We start from the raw sequence: 20,801 nt of genomic DNA, 5'->3' as shown, positions 1-20,801 counted from the left end.
GGTCTATCTTAACGCTTTAGGTGGGGCGTGACCCCCGGCGCGCGCGTCGCGGCCGCCGCTGAGATTCTCGATAGGATCACCGAGGGCACGCCCGCCGAGAAGGCTCTGACCGGTTGGGCGCGTGGCGCGCGTTATGCGGGGTCCAAGGACCGCGCGGCAGTGCGCGACCATGTGTTTGACGTACTGCGCTGCTGGCGCTCCTATGCGGCGCTTGGCGGCGGTGAGACGGGCCGGGCGCGCATGATTGGCGCTTTGCGGGAAGCAGGGGCCGATCTGTCGGAGATTTACACGGGGATCGGCCATGCGCCTGAGGCTTTAAGCCTGCAAGAAAGCACGACTGGCGAGCCGCCTGTAGGGTTCGCGGCGTGGGATTTGCCCGATTGGATCGGGGAGCTTGTCCAAGAGGATCTAGGGGCGGAAGCCGAGAGCTATGCCATGGCGCTTCGCGCGCGTGCTCCGGTGATGTTGCGGGTGAATACTGCGCGCTGCACCCCTGAGGAGGCTATGGCTGCACTGGCTAAAGATACCATTAGCATGGCTCCGCATCCAATTGCGAAATCATCACTAAAAGTGATCGAAGGTGCGCGGAAGGTTGCCCTGAGCGATGCCTTTGGAAACGGCCTTGTCGAGCTTCAGGACGGGTCAAGCCAAGCTGCGATGGAGACTGTGCCCCTCACACCCGGTACGCGGGTTCTGGATTATTGCGCGGGTGGTGGTGGCAAGGCGCTGGCGCTGGCAGCGCGGGGCGCGAGTGTCGTTGCGTGGGACATTGCGGCTGAGCGGATGCGCGACCTGCCTGCGCGCGCGGCCCGTGCGGGCGTGCAGATACCGGTGCTTGAAGTGCCGGAGCAGGGCGCACCCTATGATATTGTCCTGTGCGACGCGCCCTGTTCGGGCAGCGGGACATGGCGGCGCGCCCCCGAGGCGAAGTGGCGCCTGACGCCGGAGCGGCTTGAAACGCTCATGGCGCTTCAGGATGAGGTGCTGCGTAACGCAGCGCCGTTGGTCGCGCTGGGGGGGCGGCTCGTCTACGCCACCTGCTCGGTGTTCGAGTGTGAAAATATGCAGCGGATTGAGGCGTTTATCAGCGCTACGCCTGGCTGGCAGCTTGAAACGCAGGAAATCTGGCCCGTCTCTGATGGGGGGGATGGTTTCTTTGTGGCGCATCTATTGCGGGAGTGATATGGTCCCCCACAACCCTGATCGTGTAAATCTGCTGATATTAAGCAGGCCTTAAGGTATTTGAACCAATCGTTGGGGGACCGTGTCTCGACCACAGGATTGCTTCGTTTGACCTTTTTATCAACGCCCTTTAGCTCCACCCGCCGCGCGGCATCCCATATGCGGCCACATGCAGGCCTCGTGCTGTGCGCCGCGGTCATGTTCCTCGTGACGGCGCTCATCATCCCCGCTGGGACCGAGCGTATGGTGCTTTTCGCCGTCGCTGCCATACTATGCGGGAGTGCAGGCTGGATCTGGGTAATCGCCTGGTACGCGGCCAAGGTCGATGCCCGTGCGGGGGGATCTGTCGCCACGCTGATCGAACATGATGCGGCCCCTAGTATCGTGACGGGTGAGACTGGCGAGATCACCTATTGGAACCGGGCTGCGGACAAGGCGTATGACGCCTCGAAGGCGCAGACCCTCGCGCGCGCTTTGCATAAGGTGATCGCGAACCCGGGCGCATTGCTCTTTCGCTTGCAAAGTCGCGCTGGCACGTCCGGCTCCGCACATGAAGATGTGGTGACGGGCGCAGGCCATCTGCGTGTCAGCGTGCATCGCGCGGGGCAGGACCGGTTCCTCTGGCGGATCGAGAAATCCGCTGATCTTGCCGCGCGTCGTGCAGATGCTGTGCCGCTGCCGATGTTGACGGTGGGGCGTAATAATGCGGTGCTCTTTATGAATGATGCCGCGCGGGCTTTTGTTGGCGAGCGTGCGCGCACGCTGGACCGTATTTGCCCCAAACTGCCGCTGCGCTCCGGGCAGATCAACGACATCAGCACGCAAACCGGTCTGCAATCGTGCCTCGTCGTTGAGCTTGAGGGCATCGCCGGGCGGCGCGAAGTGTTTATCTTGCCCGGCGTCAAGGCAACCGAGCGTCAGCCGGATGGTTGGGCATTCTTTGATGAACTGCCAGTGCCACTCCTGAAGCTGGGGCGTGATGGAACGATTCAGCTGTCCAATCGGCCTGCGCGGGAGCTTTTAGCCTGCAAGACATGCAAAAACAGCGCGATCACAGACTTGCTCGAAGGGCTTGGGCGCTCGATCCCTGATTGGCTTGAGGATGCGGCCCTTGCGCGGGGCACTGTTCATTCCGAGTTTTTGCGTGTGAAGAGGGCAGATGAGGAGACTTTCGTTCAGGTCACTCTGAACAGGGCAATGGAAGAGGGCGAGACGGCCCTGATAGCGGTTCTTACAGATGCGACCGAGCTCAAAAGCCTTGAGGCGCAGTTTGTCCAAAGCCAGAAAATGCAGGCTATTGGGCAACTGGCGGGCGGCGTTGCGCATGATTTCAATAACCTGCTCACCGCAATCTCGGGGCACTGCGATCTGCTGCTGCTGCGCCATGATCAAGGCGATTCGGATTATAGTGACCTGCTTCAGATCAACCAGAATGCCAACCGAGCCGCGTCACTTGTTAATCAACTTCTGGCCTACTCGCGCAAACAAACCCTGCGACCCGAGGCAATGGACCTGCGTGATGCAATGTCGGATCTGACCCACCTACTCAATCGGCTCGTAGGTGAGAAGGTGTTGCTGTCGCTGTCGCATGATCCAACCCTTTGGTCCATTCGCGCAGACAAGCGTCAGTTTGAGCAGGTGATGATGAACCTCGTCGTCAACGCGCGTGATGCGATGCCGAGCGGCGGGGATATCAAGGTCAAGACCGAGAACATCACCCTCACAGAACCGATGCACAGGGACCGCGCAGTTCTGGCGCCAGGCCGCTATGTCAAGATCAGTGTGAGCGATGAAGGGGTCGGGATTGCGCCAGACAAACTGCAAAAAGTGTTCGAGCCCTTCTTCACGACCAAGCGCACGGGGGAGGGCACGGGGCTTGGCCTCTCCACGGCCTATGGCATTGTGAAGCAAACAGGGGGCTTCATCTTCGTCGATAGTGAGCAGGGGGTCGGCACGACGTTTTTCCTGCTCTTCCCGGCCCATGACACGGTGGTGAGTGCCCCTGTGCAACGCGTGCCATCTGATGTGTCTGCCGCGCAGGTTGAGGGCGTTGTGCTTTTGGTTGAGGACGAGGCACCCGTGCGCGCCTTTGCGTCCCGTGCTCTTCAAATGAGCGGCTTTACTGTTTTGGAGGCCGTATCAGCAGAAGATGCTCTGGAAGTGTTAAAGGATGAAAACCTCGTCATTGATGTGTTCGTGACGGATGTCGTCATGCCCGGTCTCGACGGGCCAAGCTGGGTGCAAGAAGCGCTCAAAACAAGGCCCAATGCGCGTGTGGTGTTCGTTTCAGGCTACGCTGAGGAGGATTTTGGAGATACCCAGGCCCGCATTCCAAACTCGGTGTTCTTGCCAAAACCCTTTTCACTCACTGAGCTGGCCGAGGTCGTGCAAAAGCAGCTTGCCTAAGGGTTAGTTAACCGGCGACGGCACCGTCACGGGGGCGTATTTGCCATTTGGCTCAATGCTCTCGTAAAGCTCAAAATCGGGAGCATATTTCCGACGCAGCACGTTGAGTGTCTGCGGCCTCAGGTCTAGTGGCTCCGGTTCTGACCTGTTCACCTTGTTTGTTGCGATGGCATGGCCGAAGCGTTCCTCCAGGAACCCATGCAGAGCTTGCGGATCCTCATAGCGAAACACGTGGGTTGCCGCTGTCCCGTTGCGCTGTGGCTCAAGAAATTTCGACTGGCTGCCAACCCTCGCAAATCCGGGTTGTTTCCCGGTGACATAGGCCTCCACAAATGCATCAAAACTAAGCTCCGCTGTGCTGTTGGGTTTGCCATCCATAAAGGGCCGCTTGCGATACCTGTACCAACTGCCAAGCCAATCAACAGGCTCGCGCATCACCGCGATGACATCCAAACCTTCGCCAATGAATTTCTCCAACGCGGGCCGAAAGAAGCGGTTGTAGCGAAACACTGGTGCGTGTTTCAGCTCGGGTGGATCGCTGATTATCATTGAGGCAAACGGGGCCAGTGCCTGCTGATAGGCTGTCGTGCCGGTTTTGGGCACGGACAGAAACACCAATTTATGCTTTGAGAACACAAGCATAGAGTTCATCCAATACCAAATTACACCCGTTCGATCCTTGTAAACTACTCCTTAACACATCTGAGGAAAAGTAAGGCTATGAACAATTTTCTTGAAATGTTCTCATTTTGTCCGCATAACGGCGTGAACAAGTCGTGAACAATCACAGTAATTGCCGCCCGGGACAGGGTGTGGAATAAGGACATGAACGCAATGGCAACGGCAGATCTTTTGACAATGGACACGAAAAAAAGCTCGGATAAGCAAAAGGCGCTCGACAGCGCTTTGGCACAGATCGAACGGCAGTTCGGTAAGGGCTCCATCATGAAACTGGGGGGCGAAAACGCCGTTCAGGACATTGAGGCGACCTCGACCGGTTCTCTGGGGCTGGATATCGCGCTGGGAATTGGCGGCCTGCCCAAAGGGCGGGTTGTGGAAATTTACGGTCCGGAAAGCTCTGGCAAAACCACGCTGACGCTGCATTGCGTGGCGGAAGAGCAAAAGAAGGGCGGAGTGTGCGCCTTTGTCGATGCCGAACATGCGCTTGATCCGCAATATGCGCGCAAATTGGGCGTTGATCTTGATGAATTGCTGATCTCGCAGCCCGATACGGGCGAACAGGCGCTTGAGATTGTTGACACTTTGGTGCGGTCCGGCGCGGTCAGCATGATCGTGGTGGATTCGGTCGCGGCGCTCACGCCGAAATCCGAGCTTGAAGGCGATATGGGCGACAGCAGCGTCGGCGTTCATGCCCGCCTGATGAGCCAAGCAATGCGCAAGCTGACCGGGTCTATCAGCCGGACGAAATGCACGGTGATTTTTATTAACCAGATCAGGATGAAAATCGGCGTGATGTTCGGCAGCCCAGAGACGACGACGGGGGGCAATGCGTTGAAATTCTACAGCTCTGTTCGGCTCGATATTCGCCGTATTGGTGCGCTGAAAGACCGCGATGAGGTGGTCGGCAACGCAACGCGCGTCAAGGTTGTGAAAAACAAGGTGGCCCCGCCCTTCAAGCAGGTTGAATTCGACATCATGTATGGCGAAGGCATCTCCAAGATGGGTGAATTGCTCGATCTTGGGGTGAAAGCCGGCGTCGTTGAGAAATCCGGTAGCTGGTTCAGCTATGGTGATGAGCGGATCGGACAGGGGCGCGAGAACGCCAAGACCTTCCTAAAGGAAAACAGCCCGATTGCGCTTGCGATTGAAGATAAGATCCGCGCCGCGCATGGGCTTGATTTTGAAATGCCAGAAGCCGAGAAATTGGCAGAAAAGAAGGCCGCGAAAGATGAAGGCGACGACCTGCTCGAAGCGTAAGGTCGCACCCTGAAACGCCCAAGGCCCGGACGCATTGCGCCCGGGCCTTTTTTGTTGCCTGTGGACTTGGCGGGCATGCAGCGATAAACCGCGTTTGCACCCCTCAAAAAGGCCCAGTTTGATGCCCACGCTGAATGAAATCCGCTCCACGTTTCTCGATTTTTTTGACCGCAATGACCACCGGATTGTCGACAGCTCACCGCTGGTGCCGCGCAATGATCCGACGCTGATGTTTACCAACTCGGGGATGGTGCAATTCAAGAACCTCTTCACCGGGGTCGAGACGCGCGATTATAGCCGGGCCACCACGAGCCAGAAATGCGTGCGCGCGGGCGGCAAGCACAATGATCTGGACAATGTAGGCTACACTGCGCGGCACCACACCTTCTTTGAAATGCTGGGGAATTTCAGCTTCGGCAATTATTTCAAAGAAGAGGCGATCCAGTTCGCATGGGATCTTTTAACGAAGGATTTCGGCCTGGATAAGTCCAAACTTCTGGTTACCGTTTACCATACGGATGAGGAAGCGGCGTCGATCTGGAAGAAATACGCAGGCCTGCCCGATGACCGCATCATCCGGATCGCGACCGATGATAATTTCTGGTCCATGGGCGCAACGGGGCCGTGCGGGCCCTGTACCGAGGTGTTCTACGATCATGGCCCGGAAATCTGGGGTGGCCCTCCGGGCAGTGTAGAGGAAGATGGGGACAGATTTATCGAAATCTGGAACCTCGTGTTCATGCAAAACGAGCGCTTTGAAGATGGCACGCAGCGCGATCTGGAGATGCAATCCATCGACACTGGCATGGGGCTGGAGCGGATTGGTGCGCTGTTGCAGGGCAAGCACGACAATTACGACACGGACCTCATGCGGTCGCTGATCGAGGCGAGCGCCCATGCCACCAGTCAGGACCCGGACGGGCCGGGCAATATTCACCACCGGGTGATTGCGGATCATTTGCGCTCGACCTCGTTTTTGATGGCCGATGGGGTCATGCCGTCGAACGAGGGGCGCGGCTATGTGCTGCGACGGATCATGCGGCGCGCCATGCGGCACGCGCATCTTTTGGGTGCAAAAGATCCGGTGATGCACCGTCTGGTCCCTGCGCTTGTGACGCAGATGGGGCAGGCATTTCCTGAGCTTGGCCGGGCACAATCCATGATTGAGGAAACGCTGCGCCAAGAGGAGACGCGGTTCAAGCAGACGCTTGACCGGGGCTTGGGCCTTTTGGACGACGCTTTGGTGGGCCTGCCCGAGGGTGCGGCGCTTCCCGGCGCTACAGCGTTCAAGCTCTATGATACGTTCGGATTTCCGCTGGACCTGACGCAAGATGCGCTCCGCGAAAAGGGGCGCGAGGTGGATGTGGCGGGCTTTGATGAAGCCATGGCCGAGCAGAAGGCAAAGGCCCGCGCGGCGTGGTCCGGCTCGGGTGAGGCGGTCGATGCGGATGTGTGGTTCGATATTGCCGAGGCTTCCGGGGTTACGGATTTTCTGGGGTATGACACGGAAACAGCCGAAGGGCAGATCGCAGCACTGGTGCAGGATGGGGCGAAGGTGAGCAGCGCGACCAAGGGGCAGGCTGTGCAAATCGTGCTGAACCAGACGCCGTTTTATGCGGAATCCGGCGGGCAGGTTGGCGATAGCGGCGTTTTGCGCAGTGAGGGCGGTGCCGCGCGCATCACGGATACGCGCAAAGTGGCCGGTGTGTTTATCCATATGGCCGAAGTGACCGAGGGCACATTGGCCACGGGGACGGCGGCTGTTCTGGAGGTCGATCCGGTGCGCCGGGGGGCCATTCGGGCCAATCACTCCGCGACGCACCTTCTGCATGAGGCGCTGCGGGCGGCCCTTGGAGACCATGTGGCGCAGCGCGGCAGTCTTAACGCGGCGGACCGTTTGCGCTTTGATTTCAGCCATACCAAGGCGCTGAGTGCGGATGAGTTGAGCCGCGTCGAGCGGGAGGTGAACGCCTATATCCGTCAAAACGCGCCCGTTGAGACGCGGATCATGACGCCTGACGACGCCCGCGCGCTTGGGGCGCAGGCGCTTTTTGGCGAGAAATATAGCGACGAAGTGCGTGTTGTGTCGATGGGCCGCGCAGCGGGATCAGGGCGCGGCACTGCTGGCGACACTTATTCGATCGAGCTTTGCGGCGGCACCCATGTGGGGCAAACCGGCGATATCGGGCTTTTCGTGACGCTTGGCGATGCGGCGTCCAGCTCGGGTGTGCGGCGGATCGAGGCGCTGACCGGGCAGGCGGCGTTTGACCATCTGGCGGCCCAATCGGCCCGTGTGGCGGATATCGCAGGCGCGCTGAAATCGCGGCCTGAGGATACGCCTGAGCGGGTACGCGCGCTCATGGATGAACGCAAAGCGCTGGCCAATGAAGTGGCGCAGCTACGCCGCGAGTTGGCCATGTCAGGCGGTGCAGGGCAGGGTGCGGCGGAGCCTGAGGATGTGGGCGGCATGGCACTTATGGCGCAGGTTCTGAGCGGTGTGTCTGGCAAGGACCTTCCGGCGCTGATTGATGAGCATAAGGGCCGCATGGGATCGGGCGCGGTCCTGCTGATCGCCGACGCGGGCGGCAAGGCGGCTGTGGCCGCTGGTGTGACCGAGGACCTCACAGGCCGTATCTCGGCGGTGGATATGGTCAAGGCCGCTGTGGCCGAGCTGGGCGGAAAAGGTGGCGGTGGCCGCGCTGATATGGCCCAAGGCGGCGGACCCAGCGCCGAGAATGCTGAAGCGGCGATTGATGCCGTCAAAACCCTTTTGAAAGGATAAGCCATGCCAGCGCTTTGGATCGCCCATGTGACTGTCACCGATGAGGAGGCCTATGCGAAGTACGCGGCCCTCGCGGGCCCTGCCGTCACCAAACATGGCGGAATGTTCATCGCGCGGGCAGGCCGCTATGTACAGCTTGAAGGCCGCGACAGGCCGCGCAATGTGGTCGCGAAATTCGCGAGCGTCGAGGCGGCCGAGGCATGCTACCACTCGCCGGAGTATCAAGAGGCGCTGAGCTACGCGCGCGGCGCGTCAGAGCGCGAATTGATGATCGTCGAGACCTCGGAATAACGCGCGCGCTGGTTTTTGTCGGCAGAAAGGTGGGCTTGGTAGAGCGCCGCCTACCCGTGGTTGCACGTCTTGCAGGCGGGGAGGCCACTCTCAGTCATGATTGCTTCCGATCATAAGTATACGAAAAAAACCGCTTACTGTGCAGACGTCGCATATATTGATGCAGATGCCACCGGATTCTCGGTTTTGAGGCGCGATACGCTCTACCCAATTGGGGTGTCATTACGGTGGCCTGCTACGAAAAGGTCAATATGTGGCCAAGTAAGGCGCGAAAAAAGCCCTCATCGTAGAGGCGGAGCACAAATATATGCACCGCAACGGCCTTGCCCTTTTATTGCAATACTCAGCATATTTCACCCAGCCCGAAAAGGGGCCGGGTTAGGTATGTCAGAGCGCCTTTATCCTGCGGATCAGTTGCCCTTGGCGTGCCGTTTGCGCTCATGCGGGTCGAGATAGCGTTTGCGCATCCGGATCGCGTTGGGCGTGACTTCGACCAGCTCATCATCGTCAATATAGGCGATGGCCTGCTCAAGCGTCATTGTGATCGGTGTGGTCAGGCGCACCGCCTCGTCCGTGCCTGAGGCGCGCACGTTGGTTAGCTTTTTGCCCTTTAGAGGGTTCACCTCAAGATCGTTTTCGCGACTATGCTCGCCGATGATCATGCCGGTATAAATCTTGGCCTGTGCGCCGATGAACATGCGCCCGCGATCCTCAAGATTCCAAAGCGCATAAGCGACGGATTCGCCGTTTTCCATCGAGATCAGCACACCGGCACGGCGTCCCGGGATGGCGCCCTTATGCTCGGCCCAGCCGTGGAACACGCGGTTCAGCACCCCGGTGCCACGCGTGTCTGTCAGAAACTCACCGTGATACCCGATGAGGCCGCGTGAGGGCACCCGCGCAATGATGCGGGTCTTGCCAGCGCCTGCCGGTTTCATCTCAGTCAGTTCGCCTTTGCGCGCGCCTGTGATTTTCTCGATCACCGCGCCGGAATACTCGTCATCCACATCAATGGTGACCTCTTCCACAGGTTCAAGCCGCTCTCCATTCTCGCCTTCACGCATCAGAACCTGAGGGCGCGAGATCGACAACTCAAAGCCTTCGCGGCGCATGTTCTCGATCAAGACGCCCATCTGCAATTCGCCCCGGCCCGCGACTTCAAAAGCCTCACCGCCAGGTGTGTCGGTCACTTTGATGGCCACGTTGGATTCGGCCTCTTTCAGAAGGCGATCGCGGATCACGCGGCTCTGCACCTTCTTGCCATCACGGCCCGCGAGCGGGCTGTCATTGATGCCAAAGGTGACCGTGATCGTGGGCGGGTCAATGGGTTGCGCCTCAATCGGCGTATCCACGGCGAGCGCGCAGATCGTGTCGGCCACTGTGGCCTTGGACATGCCCGCGAGGCTTACGATATCGCCGGCCTGCGCCTCTTCGATGTCCTGAGACGCAAGGCCGCGGAAGGCCTGAATACGCGTCACGCGGAATTGCTCAATCTTCTGGCCAATGCGGCTGAGCGCCTGAACGGTGGCACCCACTTTGATATGGCCACTTTCCACGCGGCCTGTCAGCAGACGACCCACGAACGGATCGGCACCAAGGGTCGTGGCCAGCATGCGGAAATCATCATTGGCCTGCGCGATTTGCCGGGGTGCGGGGACGTGGTTCACTACAAGATCAAAGAGCGCGCTCAGGTCTTTGCGCGGCCCGGTCAACTCATGATCAGCCCAGCCGGAACGGCCCGAGGCATACATATGGGGGAAATCGAGCTGATCGTCATCCGCATCCAGCGAGGCGAAGAGATCAAAACACTCATCCAGGGCCCGGTCAGGCTCTGCATCGGTCTTGTCGACCTTGTTGAGCACCACAATGGGGCGCAGGCCGAGGGCGAGCGCCTTGGACGTCACGAATTTCGTCTGCGGCATCGGCCCTTCGGCCGCATCGACGAGCAAAACAACCCCGTCCACCATGCTCAGGATCCGCTCCACCTCGCCACCGAAATCGGCGTGGCCGGGGGTGTCGACGATATTGATCCGCGTGCCTTTCCAGACCACCGAGGTCGGCTTGGCAAAGATGGTGATCCCGCGCTCGCGTTCCAGATCATTGCTGTCCATGGCGCGTTCGTCCACGGCTTGGTTCGAGCGGAAGGCGCCGGATTGCTTCAGAAGTTCGTCCACAAGCGTCGTCTTGCCGTGGTCAACGTGGGCGATAATCGCGATATTTCGCAGGTCCATTCAGGGTATCCTCAGGTCGTTTGCTTGCGCCCTATACGGGGCGCGCGTGAAAGGCCAGAGACAAAGCAGCATGGGGCACGGGTTTGGGCGGCTCAAACGCTGAGATGTGTGGCGGTTAGGGTGACTATATCGGCCCCTGCGCCGCGTTTGAAGCGGGCAAGGCCGGGCGGGGCGCTATCCATGCGGCCCAGATCAACGCCAGTGACGCCTGATTGGGCCAACGCCTCGCAACCGTGCCAAAGGGTGAGGTTATGCGCGCTGAGCGCGCGGCCAAGCGCGCCGGTCCAGCCAGCGTGATATGTGGCGCGATCTGCGTGGCGCAAGAAGAGCATGAAGGCCAATACCTCACCGCCTTGGCGTGCCTCTATCAATAGCGTGCCCGACGGGTCGGCGGCGATCCAGGCCGCTGTGAAATCAGGCGGCAGGCCTGCGTAGCCGCGGGCCTTGCGCTGCGCCACCTCGCGCATCAGGAGCGGGCCATCACGAGGCAGGCAACATGGGCGGGCGATGAGGGTGAGCCCGGCACCTTCGGCGTGACAGAGGCGGTTGCGCCATTTGCCGTGGAGTGCTGCGCGACGGGTGGTGGCATCCGGGCGCAGGTCGATCTCGGCCATCTGGACGGGATGGCTGATCCTCAGCCCGCGCGATTTGTTATCATCGGTGGAGGCGGCCCAGACCCTCCGCCACGGGGCAGTGCGTTTGATCTCCGTGAGGCAATTGGCGCGAATAGCGCCTGCCCAAACTGGCCCGCGCGCGAGCCATGCAAGCCGGATCGGGCCAAACTCCCGCAGGGCAATCTGTGCGCGGGCGATGCGTGTGCCGCGGTCGTAGATCTCCGCCACTACGCTCTCGCGGCCAAACGCGGCCAAGCTGCGCGCATAGGTCGGGTGTTGCTGCATCGGCGTGCCGGGCAGGGCGGGGGAGACGTCAGGCGTGGTCCAGCGGATATCCATACCCGCCAGACATGCGCCTGAGCCGCTAAAATCTGGTTAAAATCAGAACGGAATTTCGTCGTCGAAATCGCGCGAGGGACCGCCGCTGCCGCCGCCAGAAGGTGCGCCGCCGCCTTGATCCATACCGCCGCCGTAATCACCGCCGCCGCCGCCATAACCGCCGCCTTGACCGCCACCACCGCCGGAATATCCACCGCCGCCGCCTTCGCTGCGACCGTCAAGCATGGTCAGCGTACCGCCAAAACCTTGCAGCACAACCTCGGTGCTGTATCGGTCTGCGCCGCTCTGGTCCTGCCATTTGCGGGTTTGCAACTGGCCCTCGATATACACTTTGGAGCCTTTGCGCAGATATTGTTCGGCGATCCGCACCAGACCGTCGTTGAAAATGGCGACCGTGTGCCATTCGGTCCGCTCTTTGCGCTCGCCGGTGTTTTTGTCTTTCCAATTCTCCGACGTGGCGATGCGCAGATTGCACACTTTGCCGCCGTTCTGGAAGCTGCGCACCTCTGGGTCACGCCCCAGATTGCCAATCAAAATGACTTTGTTCACCGATCCGGCCATGCGCCAATCTCCCGAGTTTTATCACCCTTGCCCGTGTGCAAGTGCCACGCGTTACATCACCGTGAGCATGGGATGAAAAGACTTAAATTTGCGTAAAATGAACCAATTTCACTCGGTATATTGCCGAAAGCGCCCGCGCTGCTAGAAAAGCCACGCGGAATCAGTATATTGCCATTCCGATGGTAATGGGTATGAGATTTAAACATGAGAGTTTTTGGGTTGGCCAAGATGATCTGCGCGTCTGCGCTGTTTATAGCTGCGGGGGATGTGGCGCAGGCTGACCTTTTTTCCCAAAACGCCAAGAGCTTCAAAAGCCAGCTCAAAGTGCTCGATACGCGCGCCTCGTCGCAATACAAAGCCTCCGTTCGTCTACAGCCCCAGAAGATCAACACGCCCACCAAATGGGGCGATGAGAGCGAGGCCTATGACGGGCGCTATCGCGGTGAATATCTGACATTGGCCAAGGCGGCTGCGCGCAAGCACAACGTGCCCGAAGACCTCTTCTTGCGTCTTGTACAGCAAGAATCCAACTGGAAGCCAACCGCGCTTAGTCATAAGGGGGCGATTGGCCTGGCGCAGCTTATGCCCGGCACGGCGGCCTATCTGCGGGTCGACCCGCATGATCCCAAGCAAAACCTTGAAGGTGGTGCGCGCTATCTGGCCAAGCAATACCGCGAGTTCGGCTCGTGGCGTCTGGCGCTGGCCGCCTATAATGCGGGGCCGGGGGCGGTGAAGAAATATGGCGGCGTCCCACCTTTTAAGGAAACGCGCAATTATGTGAAAGTCATCTGGGGCAGCTGATCACTGCGCCAGTGCCGGTGCGCCCCAGTCAGTGCGTCGGTATCAGTGTGGCTGTATCACCGCGACCGTATCAGTGTGCCCGCGCGAGGCTCTGCGATTGGGCGCTGCGGCGCAGCTCCGAGGGACTTTTTTTCGTATGATGCAGTATGAAGCGTGAGAAATAAGCCGCACTGCTGAACCCCAACTGCGCCGCGACAAAGCGGATGGGGTCGCGCCCTATCTCCAACATATCGCGCGCGGCATGAAGCACCCGCCCGGTCAACATATCCGCCGCTGTCATACCGGATACCGCCTTGCAACTGCGTGTGAGATGGGTGGGCGTCACCCCTAAATCCCGGGCGTAATCAGCCATTGGCACCCCCGTTGCATGGCTTTGCTCCACCATCGCCGCATAGGCCGTGACCAGCCGTTCCGCGGCGGTGGGGGCGGCGGGGATCTCGTGGTCGATCATCGCGCGGCGCAGCCATATGGTGATTTGTTGCGCCAATGCGTTGCGCGCCTCGTCGGAGAAATCGCGCGGGTGATTGACCTCCCGGCTCAGTGCCTCCAGCAGGGAGGTCAGCTCGGATTGGCTTTTCACCTCGCGGATGCGCAAGTGCTGTGGGCGGTCGGGCATAAGGAATGCGCCGCCCGCCGGGATGAGGCAGACAAGGCCAAAACACTGTGTGCCGAGGTCCATGGAAAAGAGTGTGCCCGCAGGCACCGCCAAAGCGTTATGCACGCCCACGCCGCGCCGCACCCCATCCACCGTGGCGCGGGCCTGGCCCTTGGTAACCCAGATCAGCGCATGATGTCCGCAGCTATGAGGCAGATCCAGCCGCCACGACGCGCCGCGCGACCATTGTACGAGTGTCAGGATTTGCACGCCGTCTGTCACGTCGCATCACGCCTTTTATCGGGTTTGGTCAACTGACACCTGAACTGTCTACGCGGTACATTCACATAAGCGTATGATGTTACAAGTAAAAATCACTCGATAAGCTGAGGCACTGCCAGTTTTTCATGCGCGCGCGAAACCAGGTGCGCTGGCGTTTGGCGAATTGCCGTGTCGCGATGATAGCAGCCTCTCTCGCGGCTTCAAGGGGCATCTCCCCCCTGAGATGGGCGATGAGATCAGCGGCTCCGATGCATTTTGATGAGGGCTGCGCGGGGTCCCATATGGCGAGGTTAGCGCGCGCCTCATCAAGCGCGCCTGCCGTGATCATCGCATCAAACCGCACCTTGATCCGGGGGGTGAGCCAGTCTTTCGGCGCATCAAGCAAGAGCGCATGGGCGCCTGCCAGCGGGACCAGCGGCGCAGGGGTGGCCGCCTGCCAGTCGGCCAAAGCGCGGCCCGTGGCGGCATGGACTTCCCACGCACGTTGCACCCGCATCGGGTTTTGCAGATCGACGCGGGCCGCATCTTCAGGTGCGAGGTCAGCGATCATCGTGGGCAGACCGCCGATTCGCAACGCATCGCCTCGCGCGCGAATATCCGCCGGAATCGCCGGGATTTCGGCCAGGCCCTCGGTCAGTGCGGTGAAGTAGAGGCCCGTGCCACCCACAACAATCGGTCGCGCGCCGCCCAGTAAAGGGGCCACATCACGCAGCCAATGCCCCACGGAATATGTCCCATCTGCGGCCACGTGCCCATAGAGGTGATGCGGCGCGCGCGCCTCATCCTCAGCCGACGGTCGCGCTGATAATATCCGCCAATTGGCAAAGACCTGAATCGCGTCGGCATTGATCACGGCACCGCCAAACCGCTCGGCCACGCGTAGCGCCAGCGCCGATTTGCCCGAGGCCGTAGGCCCCGCGATCAGGACCGGGCGATCCGCACTTATGTCTATCTCATCCAACATCCGTCGCGTCATAGGCGATTTGGCCGCCCCTTGCGAGGGTTTGGGCATTGAACTTGGGCCCCGATTGGATCATTTTGCGCGGCAACCCGCCATCATATATCGGAGCGCGCCATGAGCGAGACCCCCAAGACCACCTTCAAACGCGTCATGCTGAAGATTTCGGGGGAAGCGTTGATGGGCGACAGCGCCTTTGGCCTGCACCCTCCCACGGTTGAGCGGATCGCGCGCGAAGTGAAGATCGTCCACGATCTGGGGGTGGAAATTTGCATGGTGATCGGCGGCGGTAACATTTTTCGCGGGCTTCAAGGCAGTGCACAAGGGATGGAGCGGACCACAGCGGATTACATGGGGATGCTCGCCACTGTGATGAACGCGCTGGCAATGCAGAGCGCGCTTGAAAAGCTGGGCGTCTACTGCCGGGTGATCAGCGCCATTCGCATGGACGAGGTGGCTGAGCCTTATATTCGCCGCCGCGCCGTGCGCCATCTGGAGAAAAAGCGTGTCTGCATCTTTGCTGCGGGCACCGGCAATCCCTATTTCACAACCGACACCGCGGCGACTCTGCGCGCCAATGAAATGGCCTGCGAAGCGATCTTCAAAGGCACTAAGGTGGACGGTGTTTATGATAAGGACCCCGTCAAACACGCCGATGCCGTGCGCTATGACGCCGTCACTTATGATGAGGTGCTGGCCAAGCACCTAAAGGTCATGGATGCCAGCGCCATAGCCCTTGCGCGCGACAACAACCTGCCGATTATTGTGTTTTCTCTCGACACGCCGGGGGGCTTCAAAGGCATCCTCGCGGGTGAAGGGACGTATACGCGCGTGCATGAGTAGGCGCGCGTTTTTCTATACATCCTTTCGGCCATGCTCTAAACCGTTTCAAAATCCGCATCCAAGAATATGAGGCCTGTCCCTGTGTCCGACGAATTTCTCCTTGATACCGATGATCTTGAGCGGCGCATGAATGGCGCCATGGGCAGCCTCAAGACCGAGTTCGCCTCGCTGCGCACGGGCCGCGCCTCGGCCTCCATGCTGGAGCCTGTGATGGTTGATGCTTATGGCCAGCAGACCCCGATCAACCAGGTGGGCACAGTCAATGTGCCCGAGCCTCGGATGGTCACGATCAATGTCTGGGACAAGGGCCTTGTGAACAAGGTTGAAAAGGCCCTGCGTGAAAGTGGTCTTGGTATCAATCCGCAGCTCAACGGCACCATCATCATGCTGCCCATCCCTGAGCTGAACGAAGAGCGCCGCCGCGAGCTTACCAAAGTGGCGGGGCAATATGCCGAACATGCGCGCGTGGCGATCCGCAACATCCGCCGCGATGGGATGGACCAGATCAAGAAGGCCAAGGCCGATGGCATGTCCGAGGATGATCAGAAGTTCTGGGAAGGGGCAGTTCAGGAAATGACCGACCAGTTTATCACCAAGGTGGATGAAGCGTTGGAGCATAAGCAGGCGGAGATCATGCAGGTCTGATGTCCGGCACGTCGGACATTGCAGACGGCGGGCCCAAGCATGTGGCCGTTATCATGGATGGCAATGGACGCTGGGCGCAAGCGCGCGGGCGTCCACGTCTTTTCGGCCACCACGCAGGCGCCAAACGGGTCCGTGAGATTGTTGAGTCTTGTCCTAATCTGGGCGTCAAGTATCTGACAATATTTGCCTTTTCTACCGAGAATTGGAAGCGCACGCAGGTCGAGGTTGCAGGCCTCATGAGCCTGTTCCGCCGCTACATCACCAAAGAGGCCCGCGCGCTTTGTGATGAGGGCGTGCGGGTCCGCTTTATTGGCGACCGGGTGCAGCTGGATCGCAAGCTTGTGTCGCTCATGGACGAGCTTGAGGGCATGACCGCCCATAATGACCGGGTGCATCTGACCATCGCGCTCAATTACGGCAGCCGCGATGAGGTAAGCCGTGCGACCAAGCGGCTGGCCGAGGAGGTCGCTTCGGGCAATCTTGATCCGGCAGATGTGACCGAAGAGACGCTGACCAAATTTCTCGACACGCGCGTTCTGCCAGATCCCGATCTGGTGATCCGCACCAGCGGCGAGGCGCGCATTTCTAACTTCCTGCTCTGGCAATCGGCCTATGCGGAATATGAGTTCATCGACACGCTCTGGCCCGATTTCTCCTCCGAGATTTTTGCAAACCTCGTGGGGAGCTACGGCAAACGCGAGCGTCGTTTCGGCGCTGTGCCCGCATGAGCGGGGCCGCGCGCTGGGGCGATCTAGCCCCCCGGCTGATCTCGGCGGCGGTGATGATCGTGATTGGGGTGATTGAGCTTTGGCTGGGCGGGATATTCTTTGCCGTGGGCGTCTGGCTTTTGGGCGGCGCGATGGTGTGGGAGCTGTCGCGCATGATCGCGCCCGAGGCGCGTGGAACCGCGCTGGCCCTTGGCGTGCTGAGCTTTGCGGCGCTGGCTGCGACATGGGTCATGCCGGGCCTTATGGTGCTGCCCCTGCTTCTGGCCGCCGCGGTGGCGGGCGCAGGGCGGATGCCCGGCCGACAGGTCACATTCGGGCTCTTCGCCGCGGCCACGCTGCTGGCGTGTTATGCGATGGTCAGCCTGCGGGATGGGGCAGGGCTTTTGTGGGTCTTGTGGGTGATTGCGGTCGTCGTGGCCACGGATGTGGCGGGATATTTCGCGGGGCGCAGCTTTGGGGGCCCAAAGTTCTGGCCCGCCATCAGCCCCAAGAAAACATGGTCCGGCACGATTGCAGGCTGGGTGGCGGCGGCAGGGGTCGGGTTTGCCTTTGCGGGCGTGCTTGGTGCGGGGGCATGGCTGGCGGTGGTGTCGGTCCTCGTCGCGTTGGCCGGGCAGATGGGCGATATCTGGGAAAGCTGGATCAAGCGCCGCTTGGGGGTGAAGGACAGCTCCAACCTCATCCCCGGACATGGCGGCGTTCTGGACCGCTTTGACGCAATGCTGGGCGGCGCGCTTCTGGCGGGGCTTCTTTGGGCATTTGGCCTTTTACCGGGGCTTGCATGAGACGGATCAGTATTCTGGGGGCCACAGGCTCTATTGGGCAAAATACGCTCGATTTGATCCGCCGCGCGCGTGGCGATTACGACGTCGTGGCGCTGACCGGGGGGCGCAACATCGCGCAACTCGCGGCAGATGCGCGCGAGTTTGGCGTGGAGGTGGCCGTGACCGCGCATGAAGACGCGCTGCCCGATCTGCGCGCTGCGTTGGACGGCACCGGGGTTGAAGCCGCCGCCGGGGCCGCCGCGCTGATCGAGGCCGCTTCGCGCCCTGCCGATTGGACCATGTCGGCCATCGTGGGCCATGCGGGCCTCGCCCCCGGTATGGCGGCGCTGCGCGAGGGGGCCACATTGGCGCTGGCCAACAAGGAATCGCTGGTGACTGCCGGGCCGCTTCTGCTGGCTACCGCAAAGGCGCGCGGCGCGCGTATCTTGCCCGTGGATAGCGAACATTCGGCGGTGTTTCAGGCACTTGTAGGCGAAGATATCGCAGAGGCCGAACGGGTCATCATCACCGCCTCAGGCGGCGCGTTCCGCGACTGGCCGCTGGAGGATTTGCCCGGTGCCACCGTATCTCAGGCCTCATCCCATCCCAATTGGGACATGGGCCAGCGGATCACCATCGACAGTGCGTCTATGTTTAACAAAGCCCTTGAGCTTATTGAAACCAAAGAGTTCTTCGGGTTTACTCCGCGCCAGATTGAGGTGCTGATCCATCCCCAGAGCCTTGTCCACGCCCTTGTGGGGTTTCGCGACGGCGCGCTGATGGCCCATATCGGGCCGCCGGATATGCGCCACGCCATCGGCTATGCGCTCCATTGGCCCACGCGGCGCGATCTGCCGGTGGAGCGGCTCGACCTTGCCGCCATCGGCTCGTTGGAATTTCGCGCGCCGGACCTGCGCCGCTACCCCGCCCTAGGGCTTGCGCAGGAGGTGATGCAGGCGGGCGGTCATGCGGGGGCGGTGTTCAACGCGGCCAAGGAACGCGCGCTTGATCACTTCATCGCAGGGCGCACAGGCTTTACCGAAATGACCGCCCATGTCACTGAGGCGATGCAGGCGATGGCCCCCCATGCGGAAGCGATGGGCGATATCACGCTTGAAACCGTCGCAGAGGTGGACCACCTTACACGCAAGCAGATGGACGCACAGATCCGCAGCCGAGCATAGCAAAACGCCAGAAAATAGGACTATTTCCCAGTGATGACCGCTTTTATTCCGCAGTTTGGCGGCCTCTTCATGACGCTTCTGGCCTTTGTGGCAGCCCTTTCTGTGATCGTGGCTGTGCATGAATATGGCCATTACATCGTGGGTCGCTGGTCTGGCATCAAGGCGGAGGTTTTCTCAATCGGCTTTGGCCCGGTGCTCTTTGCGCGCACCGACAAGCACGGCACCGTGTGGCAGATCGCGGCGCTGCCCTTTGGTGGATACGTGAAATTTCTGGGCGATGCGTCGGCGGCAAGCTCCAAGGATGCGGGCGCCATGGCCAAGGCTGAGGCTGATCCGGTGCGCCTGCGCCAGACGATGCACGGTGCACCGCTCTGGGCGCGCACGGCCACGGTGGCGGCAGGGCCGATCTTCAACTTCGTGATGTCCATTCTGGTCTTCGGGGCCATTATGATGACCCAAGGCCGCGTGGCCGAACCGCTCAGCATTGGCGAGTTGCGCCCGCTGCCTGCACAAGGTGTGATGCTGGAGCCCGGTGATACGCTTCTGGCGATTGATGGGGAGGCCGTGCCCGCGTTTGATGATGGCGAGGCGTTTAACGCATTCACCGAAGGGCTGCGCCCGGCGGCGGTGCTGGACTATACCGTTCTGCGCGCGGGCTCGCAGATCACCGTTCCGGGCCCACACCCCCTGCCGCCCATTATCACGCAGCTCGCCCCGCAATCCGCGGCGTTTGAGGCGCGGCTCAGTGTGGGGGATGTGATCATCGCCGTGGACGACAATCCAATCACCGCGTTCTCTGAATTGGTCGATATCGTTGAAGGCTCCAACGGGCGCAGCCTCGCGCTCACGGTGTGGCGGGAAGGGGAGGTGCTGCCCTTCACCCTCGCGCCCAAGCGCGTGGACGAGCCGCAGCCCGAGGGCGGCTTCAAGACCCAGTGGCGCATCGGTATTGCGGGCGGTCTGGCGTTTGAGCCGGGGACCGAGCGTCTTGGCCCCATCGCGGCTCTTCAGGGCGGCGTTGGGCAGACATATTCGGTGGTCGAGAATTCGATTTCAGGACTCTACCACATGATCTCAGGCGCGATCAGCACCTGCAACATGTCCGGCCCCATCGGCATCGCGCAGGTCTCGGGCGCCATGGCCAGTCAGGGCATGTCGAGCTTCATCTGGTTTATCGCGGTCCTGTCGACGGCTGTGGGGCTGTTGAACCTCTTTCCGATCCCGGTGCTCGATGGCGGGCACCTTGTGTTTTACGCCTATGAGGCGGTCACAGGCCGCCCGCCCAGCGATATGGCGCTGCGCGTATTGATGAGCGCGGGGCTCACGCTGATCCTCGGGCTCATGGGCTTTGCGGTGTTCAACGATCTCTTTTGTCCCTGAGCCTTGCGTGATCTAAAAGTAGGGTCCCACCCGCTTTGCCACAATCTTGCCACATTTGCGCCCCGCTCTGTGCCACATTGCCCGGCGATACTCTTTGCACGCGAATGATAGTCGCAGCAAAAGGTGCTGACATGCAGAATATTACAGGATCACCGCAGGGTTTTGGCCTTCTTTGGGCGCTCAATCTGGATCGGCTGATCTTTCCAGTGGCCATCGCAGGCTCGCTTTTCGCCGCAGCCTACATCGTATCGCTTTAAGCGCGCATAGGCGTCACCGC

Annotated in this window: 19 protein-coding genes; 13 read left to right on the top strand and 6 right to left on the bottom strand. The window is 60.6% G+C overall.

Annotated features, from left to right (window positions below; genetic code table 11):
- Positions 1–27: 27 nt before the first annotated feature.
- Positions 28–1,182, top strand: a complete 1,155-nt coding sequence (locus KUD11_RS12645) for an RsmB/NOP family class I SAM-dependent RNA methyltransferase (protein WP_109384352.1) — start codon at positions 28–30, stop codon at positions 1,180–1,182.
- 159 nt (positions 1,183–1,341) lie between these two features.
- Entirely contained in the window at positions 1,342–3,588 is a 2,247-nt protein-coding gene (locus KUD11_RS12640) for an ATP-binding protein (protein ID WP_224380234.1), read from the top strand.
- 3 nt (positions 3,589–3,591) lie between these two features.
- Here the strand turns inward: KUD11_RS12640 and KUD11_RS12635 are convergent, their stop codons facing one another.
- On the bottom strand, positions 3,592–4,230 hold the full coding sequence (locus tag KUD11_RS12635) for a gamma-glutamyl kinase (RefSeq protein ID WP_109384353.1): 639 nt from the start codon (positions 4,228–4,230) through the stop codon (positions 3,592–3,594).
- A gap of 192 nt (positions 4,231–4,422) precedes the next feature.
- Between KUD11_RS12635 and recA the strand changes: the two genes are divergently transcribed.
- The 3 genes from recA to KUD11_RS12620 all read left to right on the top strand — a co-directional run bounded on the left by recA (position 4,423) and on the right by KUD11_RS12620 (position 8,599).
- The gene (recA, locus tag KUD11_RS12630) at positions 4,423–5,526 is read left to right on the top strand and encodes a recombinase RecA (RefSeq protein ID WP_109387831.1); all 1,104 of its coding nucleotides are present in this window, start codon (positions 4,423–4,425) and stop codon (positions 5,524–5,526) included.
- Positions 5,527–5,647: 121 nt separating this feature from the next.
- Positions 5,648–8,308 (top strand): alanine--tRNA ligase, encoded by a 2,661-nt coding sequence (alaS, locus tag KUD11_RS12625; protein ID WP_109384354.1) that lies wholly within the window; start codon positions 5,648–5,650, stop codon positions 8,306–8,308.
- A gap of 3 nt (positions 8,309–8,311) precedes the next feature.
- On the top strand, positions 8,312–8,599 hold the full coding sequence (locus KUD11_RS12620; protein WP_109384355.1) for a DUF1330 domain-containing protein: 288 nt from the start codon (positions 8,312–8,314) through the stop codon (positions 8,597–8,599).
- Between the two features lie 410 nt (positions 8,600–9,009).
- Here KUD11_RS12620 and typA read toward each other — a convergent pair whose 3' ends face one another.
- The 3 genes from typA to KUD11_RS12605 all read right to left on the bottom strand — a co-directional run bounded on the left by typA (position 9,010) and on the right by KUD11_RS12605 (position 12,344).
- Entirely contained in the window at positions 9,010–10,830 is a 1,821-nt protein-coding gene (typA, locus tag KUD11_RS12615; RefSeq protein ID WP_109384356.1) for a translational GTPase TypA, read from the bottom strand.
- A 92-nt stretch (positions 10,831–10,922) separates the two neighbouring features.
- A complete protein-coding gene (locus KUD11_RS12610; protein WP_109384357.1) occupies positions 10,923–11,783 on the bottom strand; it encodes a GNAT family N-acetyltransferase in 861 nt (286 codons plus the stop codon).
- Between the two features lie 42 nt (positions 11,784–11,825).
- Complete coding sequence (locus KUD11_RS12605) at positions 11,826–12,344, bottom strand: single-stranded DNA-binding protein (RefSeq protein ID WP_109384358.1); 519 nt, start codon at positions 12,342–12,344, stop codon at positions 11,826–11,828.
- Between the two features lie 204 nt (positions 12,345–12,548).
- Here KUD11_RS12605 and KUD11_RS12600 point away from each other — a divergent pair, with 204 nt between their 5' ends.
- Positions 12,549–13,145 carry a lytic transglycosylase domain-containing protein gene (locus KUD11_RS12600; protein WP_397545212.1) on the top strand — a complete coding sequence of 199 codons (597 nt, stop codon included), beginning with the start codon at positions 12,549–12,551 and terminating at the stop codon, positions 13,143–13,145.
- 70 nt (positions 13,146–13,215) lie between these two features.
- Here KUD11_RS12600 and KUD11_RS12595 read toward each other — a convergent pair whose 3' ends face one another.
- Complete coding sequence (locus KUD11_RS12595; RefSeq protein ID WP_224380232.1) at positions 13,216–14,022, bottom strand: helix-turn-helix domain-containing protein; 807 nt, start codon at positions 14,020–14,022, stop codon at positions 13,216–13,218.
- A gap of 79 nt (positions 14,023–14,101) precedes the next feature.
- Positions 14,102–14,998 (bottom strand): tRNA (adenosine(37)-N6)-dimethylallyltransferase MiaA, encoded by an 897-nt coding sequence (miaA, locus tag KUD11_RS12590; RefSeq protein WP_224380231.1) that lies wholly within the window; start codon positions 14,996–14,998, stop codon positions 14,102–14,104.
- A gap of 99 nt (positions 14,999–15,097) precedes the next feature.
- Here miaA and pyrH point away from each other — a divergent pair, with 99 nt between their 5' ends.
- The 7 genes from pyrH (at position 15,098) to KUD11_RS15230 (ending at position 20,781) form a co-directional block, all read left to right on the top strand.
- Positions 15,098–15,823, top strand: coding sequence for a UMP kinase (gene pyrH, locus KUD11_RS12585; RefSeq protein WP_109384359.1), 726 nt, complete (start codon positions 15,098–15,100; stop codon positions 15,821–15,823).
- Positions 15,824–15,904: 81 nt separating this feature from the next.
- Positions 15,905–16,468: a ribosome recycling factor gene (gene frr / locus KUD11_RS12580; RefSeq protein WP_109384360.1), complete on the top strand. Its 564-nt coding sequence runs from the start codon at positions 15,905–15,907 to the stop codon at positions 16,466–16,468.
- Positions 16,468–17,196, top strand: coding sequence for a polyprenyl diphosphate synthase (uppS, locus tag KUD11_RS12575; protein WP_109384361.1), 729 nt, complete (start codon positions 16,468–16,470; stop codon positions 17,194–17,196). The genes frr and uppS overlap by 1 nt, the downstream gene beginning before the upstream one ends.
- Complete coding sequence (locus KUD11_RS12570; protein WP_109384362.1) at positions 17,193–17,981, top strand: phosphatidate cytidylyltransferase; 789 nt, start codon at positions 17,193–17,195, stop codon at positions 17,979–17,981. Before uppS ends, KUD11_RS12570 begins: the two co-directional genes overlap by 4 nt.
- Positions 17,978–19,144, top strand: coding sequence for a 1-deoxy-D-xylulose-5-phosphate reductoisomerase (dxr, locus tag KUD11_RS12565; protein WP_109384363.1), 1,167 nt, complete (start codon positions 17,978–17,980; stop codon positions 19,142–19,144). Before KUD11_RS12570 ends, dxr begins: the two co-directional genes overlap by 4 nt.
- A 33-nt stretch (positions 19,145–19,177) precedes the next feature.
- Complete coding sequence (gene rseP, locus KUD11_RS12560) at positions 19,178–20,524, top strand: RIP metalloprotease RseP (protein WP_109384364.1); 1,347 nt, start codon at positions 19,178–19,180, stop codon at positions 20,522–20,524.
- Between the two features lie 131 nt (positions 20,525–20,655).
- A complete protein-coding gene (locus KUD11_RS15230; protein ID WP_258305363.1) occupies positions 20,656–20,781 on the top strand; it encodes a hypothetical protein in 126 nt (41 codons plus the stop codon).
- Positions 20,782–20,801: the final 20 nt, after the last annotated feature.

This window comes from Roseovarius carneus (assembly GCF_020141465.1).
In the GTDB taxonomy this organism is placed as follows: domain Bacteria; phylum Pseudomonadota; class Alphaproteobacteria; order Rhodobacterales; family Rhodobacteraceae; genus Roseovarius; species Roseovarius carneus.
The sequence above is the reverse complement of the archived record's forward strand: the minus strand, read 5'-3'. Positions and strand labels throughout refer to the sequence as shown.

Coding starts and splice junctions, on each gene's coding strand:
- KUD11_RS12640 (WP_224380234.1), top strand. CDS start 1,342: ATGCGGCCACATGCAGGCCTCGTGCTGTGCGCCGCGGTCATGTTCCTC.
- KUD11_RS12635 (WP_109384353.1), bottom strand. CDS start 4,230: ATGCTTGTGTTCTCAAAGCATAAATTGGTGTTTCTGTCCGTGCCCAAA.
- recA (WP_109387831.1), top strand. CDS start 4,423: ATGGCAACGGCAGATCTTTTGACAATGGACACGAAAAAAAGCTCGGAT.
- alaS (WP_109384354.1), top strand. CDS start 5,648: ATGCCCACGCTGAATGAAATCCGCTCCACGTTTCTCGATTTTTTTGAC.
- KUD11_RS12620 (WP_109384355.1), top strand. CDS start 8,312: ATGCCAGCGCTTTGGATCGCCCATGTGACTGTCACCGATGAGGAGGCC.
- typA (WP_109384356.1), bottom strand. CDS start 10,830: ATGGACCTGCGAAATATCGCGATTATCGCCCACGTTGACCACGGCAAG.
- KUD11_RS12610 (WP_109384357.1), bottom strand. CDS start 11,783: ATGGATATCCGCTGGACCACGCCTGACGTCTCCCCCGCCCTGCCCGGC.
- KUD11_RS12605 (WP_109384358.1), bottom strand. CDS start 12,344: ATGGCCGGATCGGTGAACAAAGTCATTTTGATTGGCAATCTGGGGCGT.
- KUD11_RS12600 (WP_397545212.1), top strand. CDS start 12,549: ATGAGAGTTTTTGGGTTGGCCAAGATGATCTGCGCGTCTGCGCTGTTT.
- miaA (WP_224380231.1), bottom strand. CDS start 14,998: ATGACGCGACGGATGTTGGATGAGATAGACATAAGTGCGGATCGCCCG.
- pyrH (WP_109384359.1), top strand. CDS start 15,098: ATGAGCGAGACCCCCAAGACCACCTTCAAACGCGTCATGCTGAAGATT.
- uppS (WP_109384361.1), top strand. CDS start 16,468: ATGTCCGGCACGTCGGACATTGCAGACGGCGGGCCCAAGCATGTGGCC.
- KUD11_RS12570 (WP_109384362.1), top strand. CDS start 17,193: ATGAGCGGGGCCGCGCGCTGGGGCGATCTAGCCCCCCGGCTGATCTCG.
- dxr (WP_109384363.1), top strand. CDS start 17,978: ATGAGACGGATCAGTATTCTGGGGGCCACAGGCTCTATTGGGCAAAAT.
- rseP (WP_109384364.1), top strand. CDS start 19,178: ATGACCGCTTTTATTCCGCAGTTTGGCGGCCTCTTCATGACGCTTCTG.
- KUD11_RS15230 (WP_258305363.1), top strand. CDS start 20,656: ATGCAGAATATTACAGGATCACCGCAGGGTTTTGGCCTTCTTTGGGCG.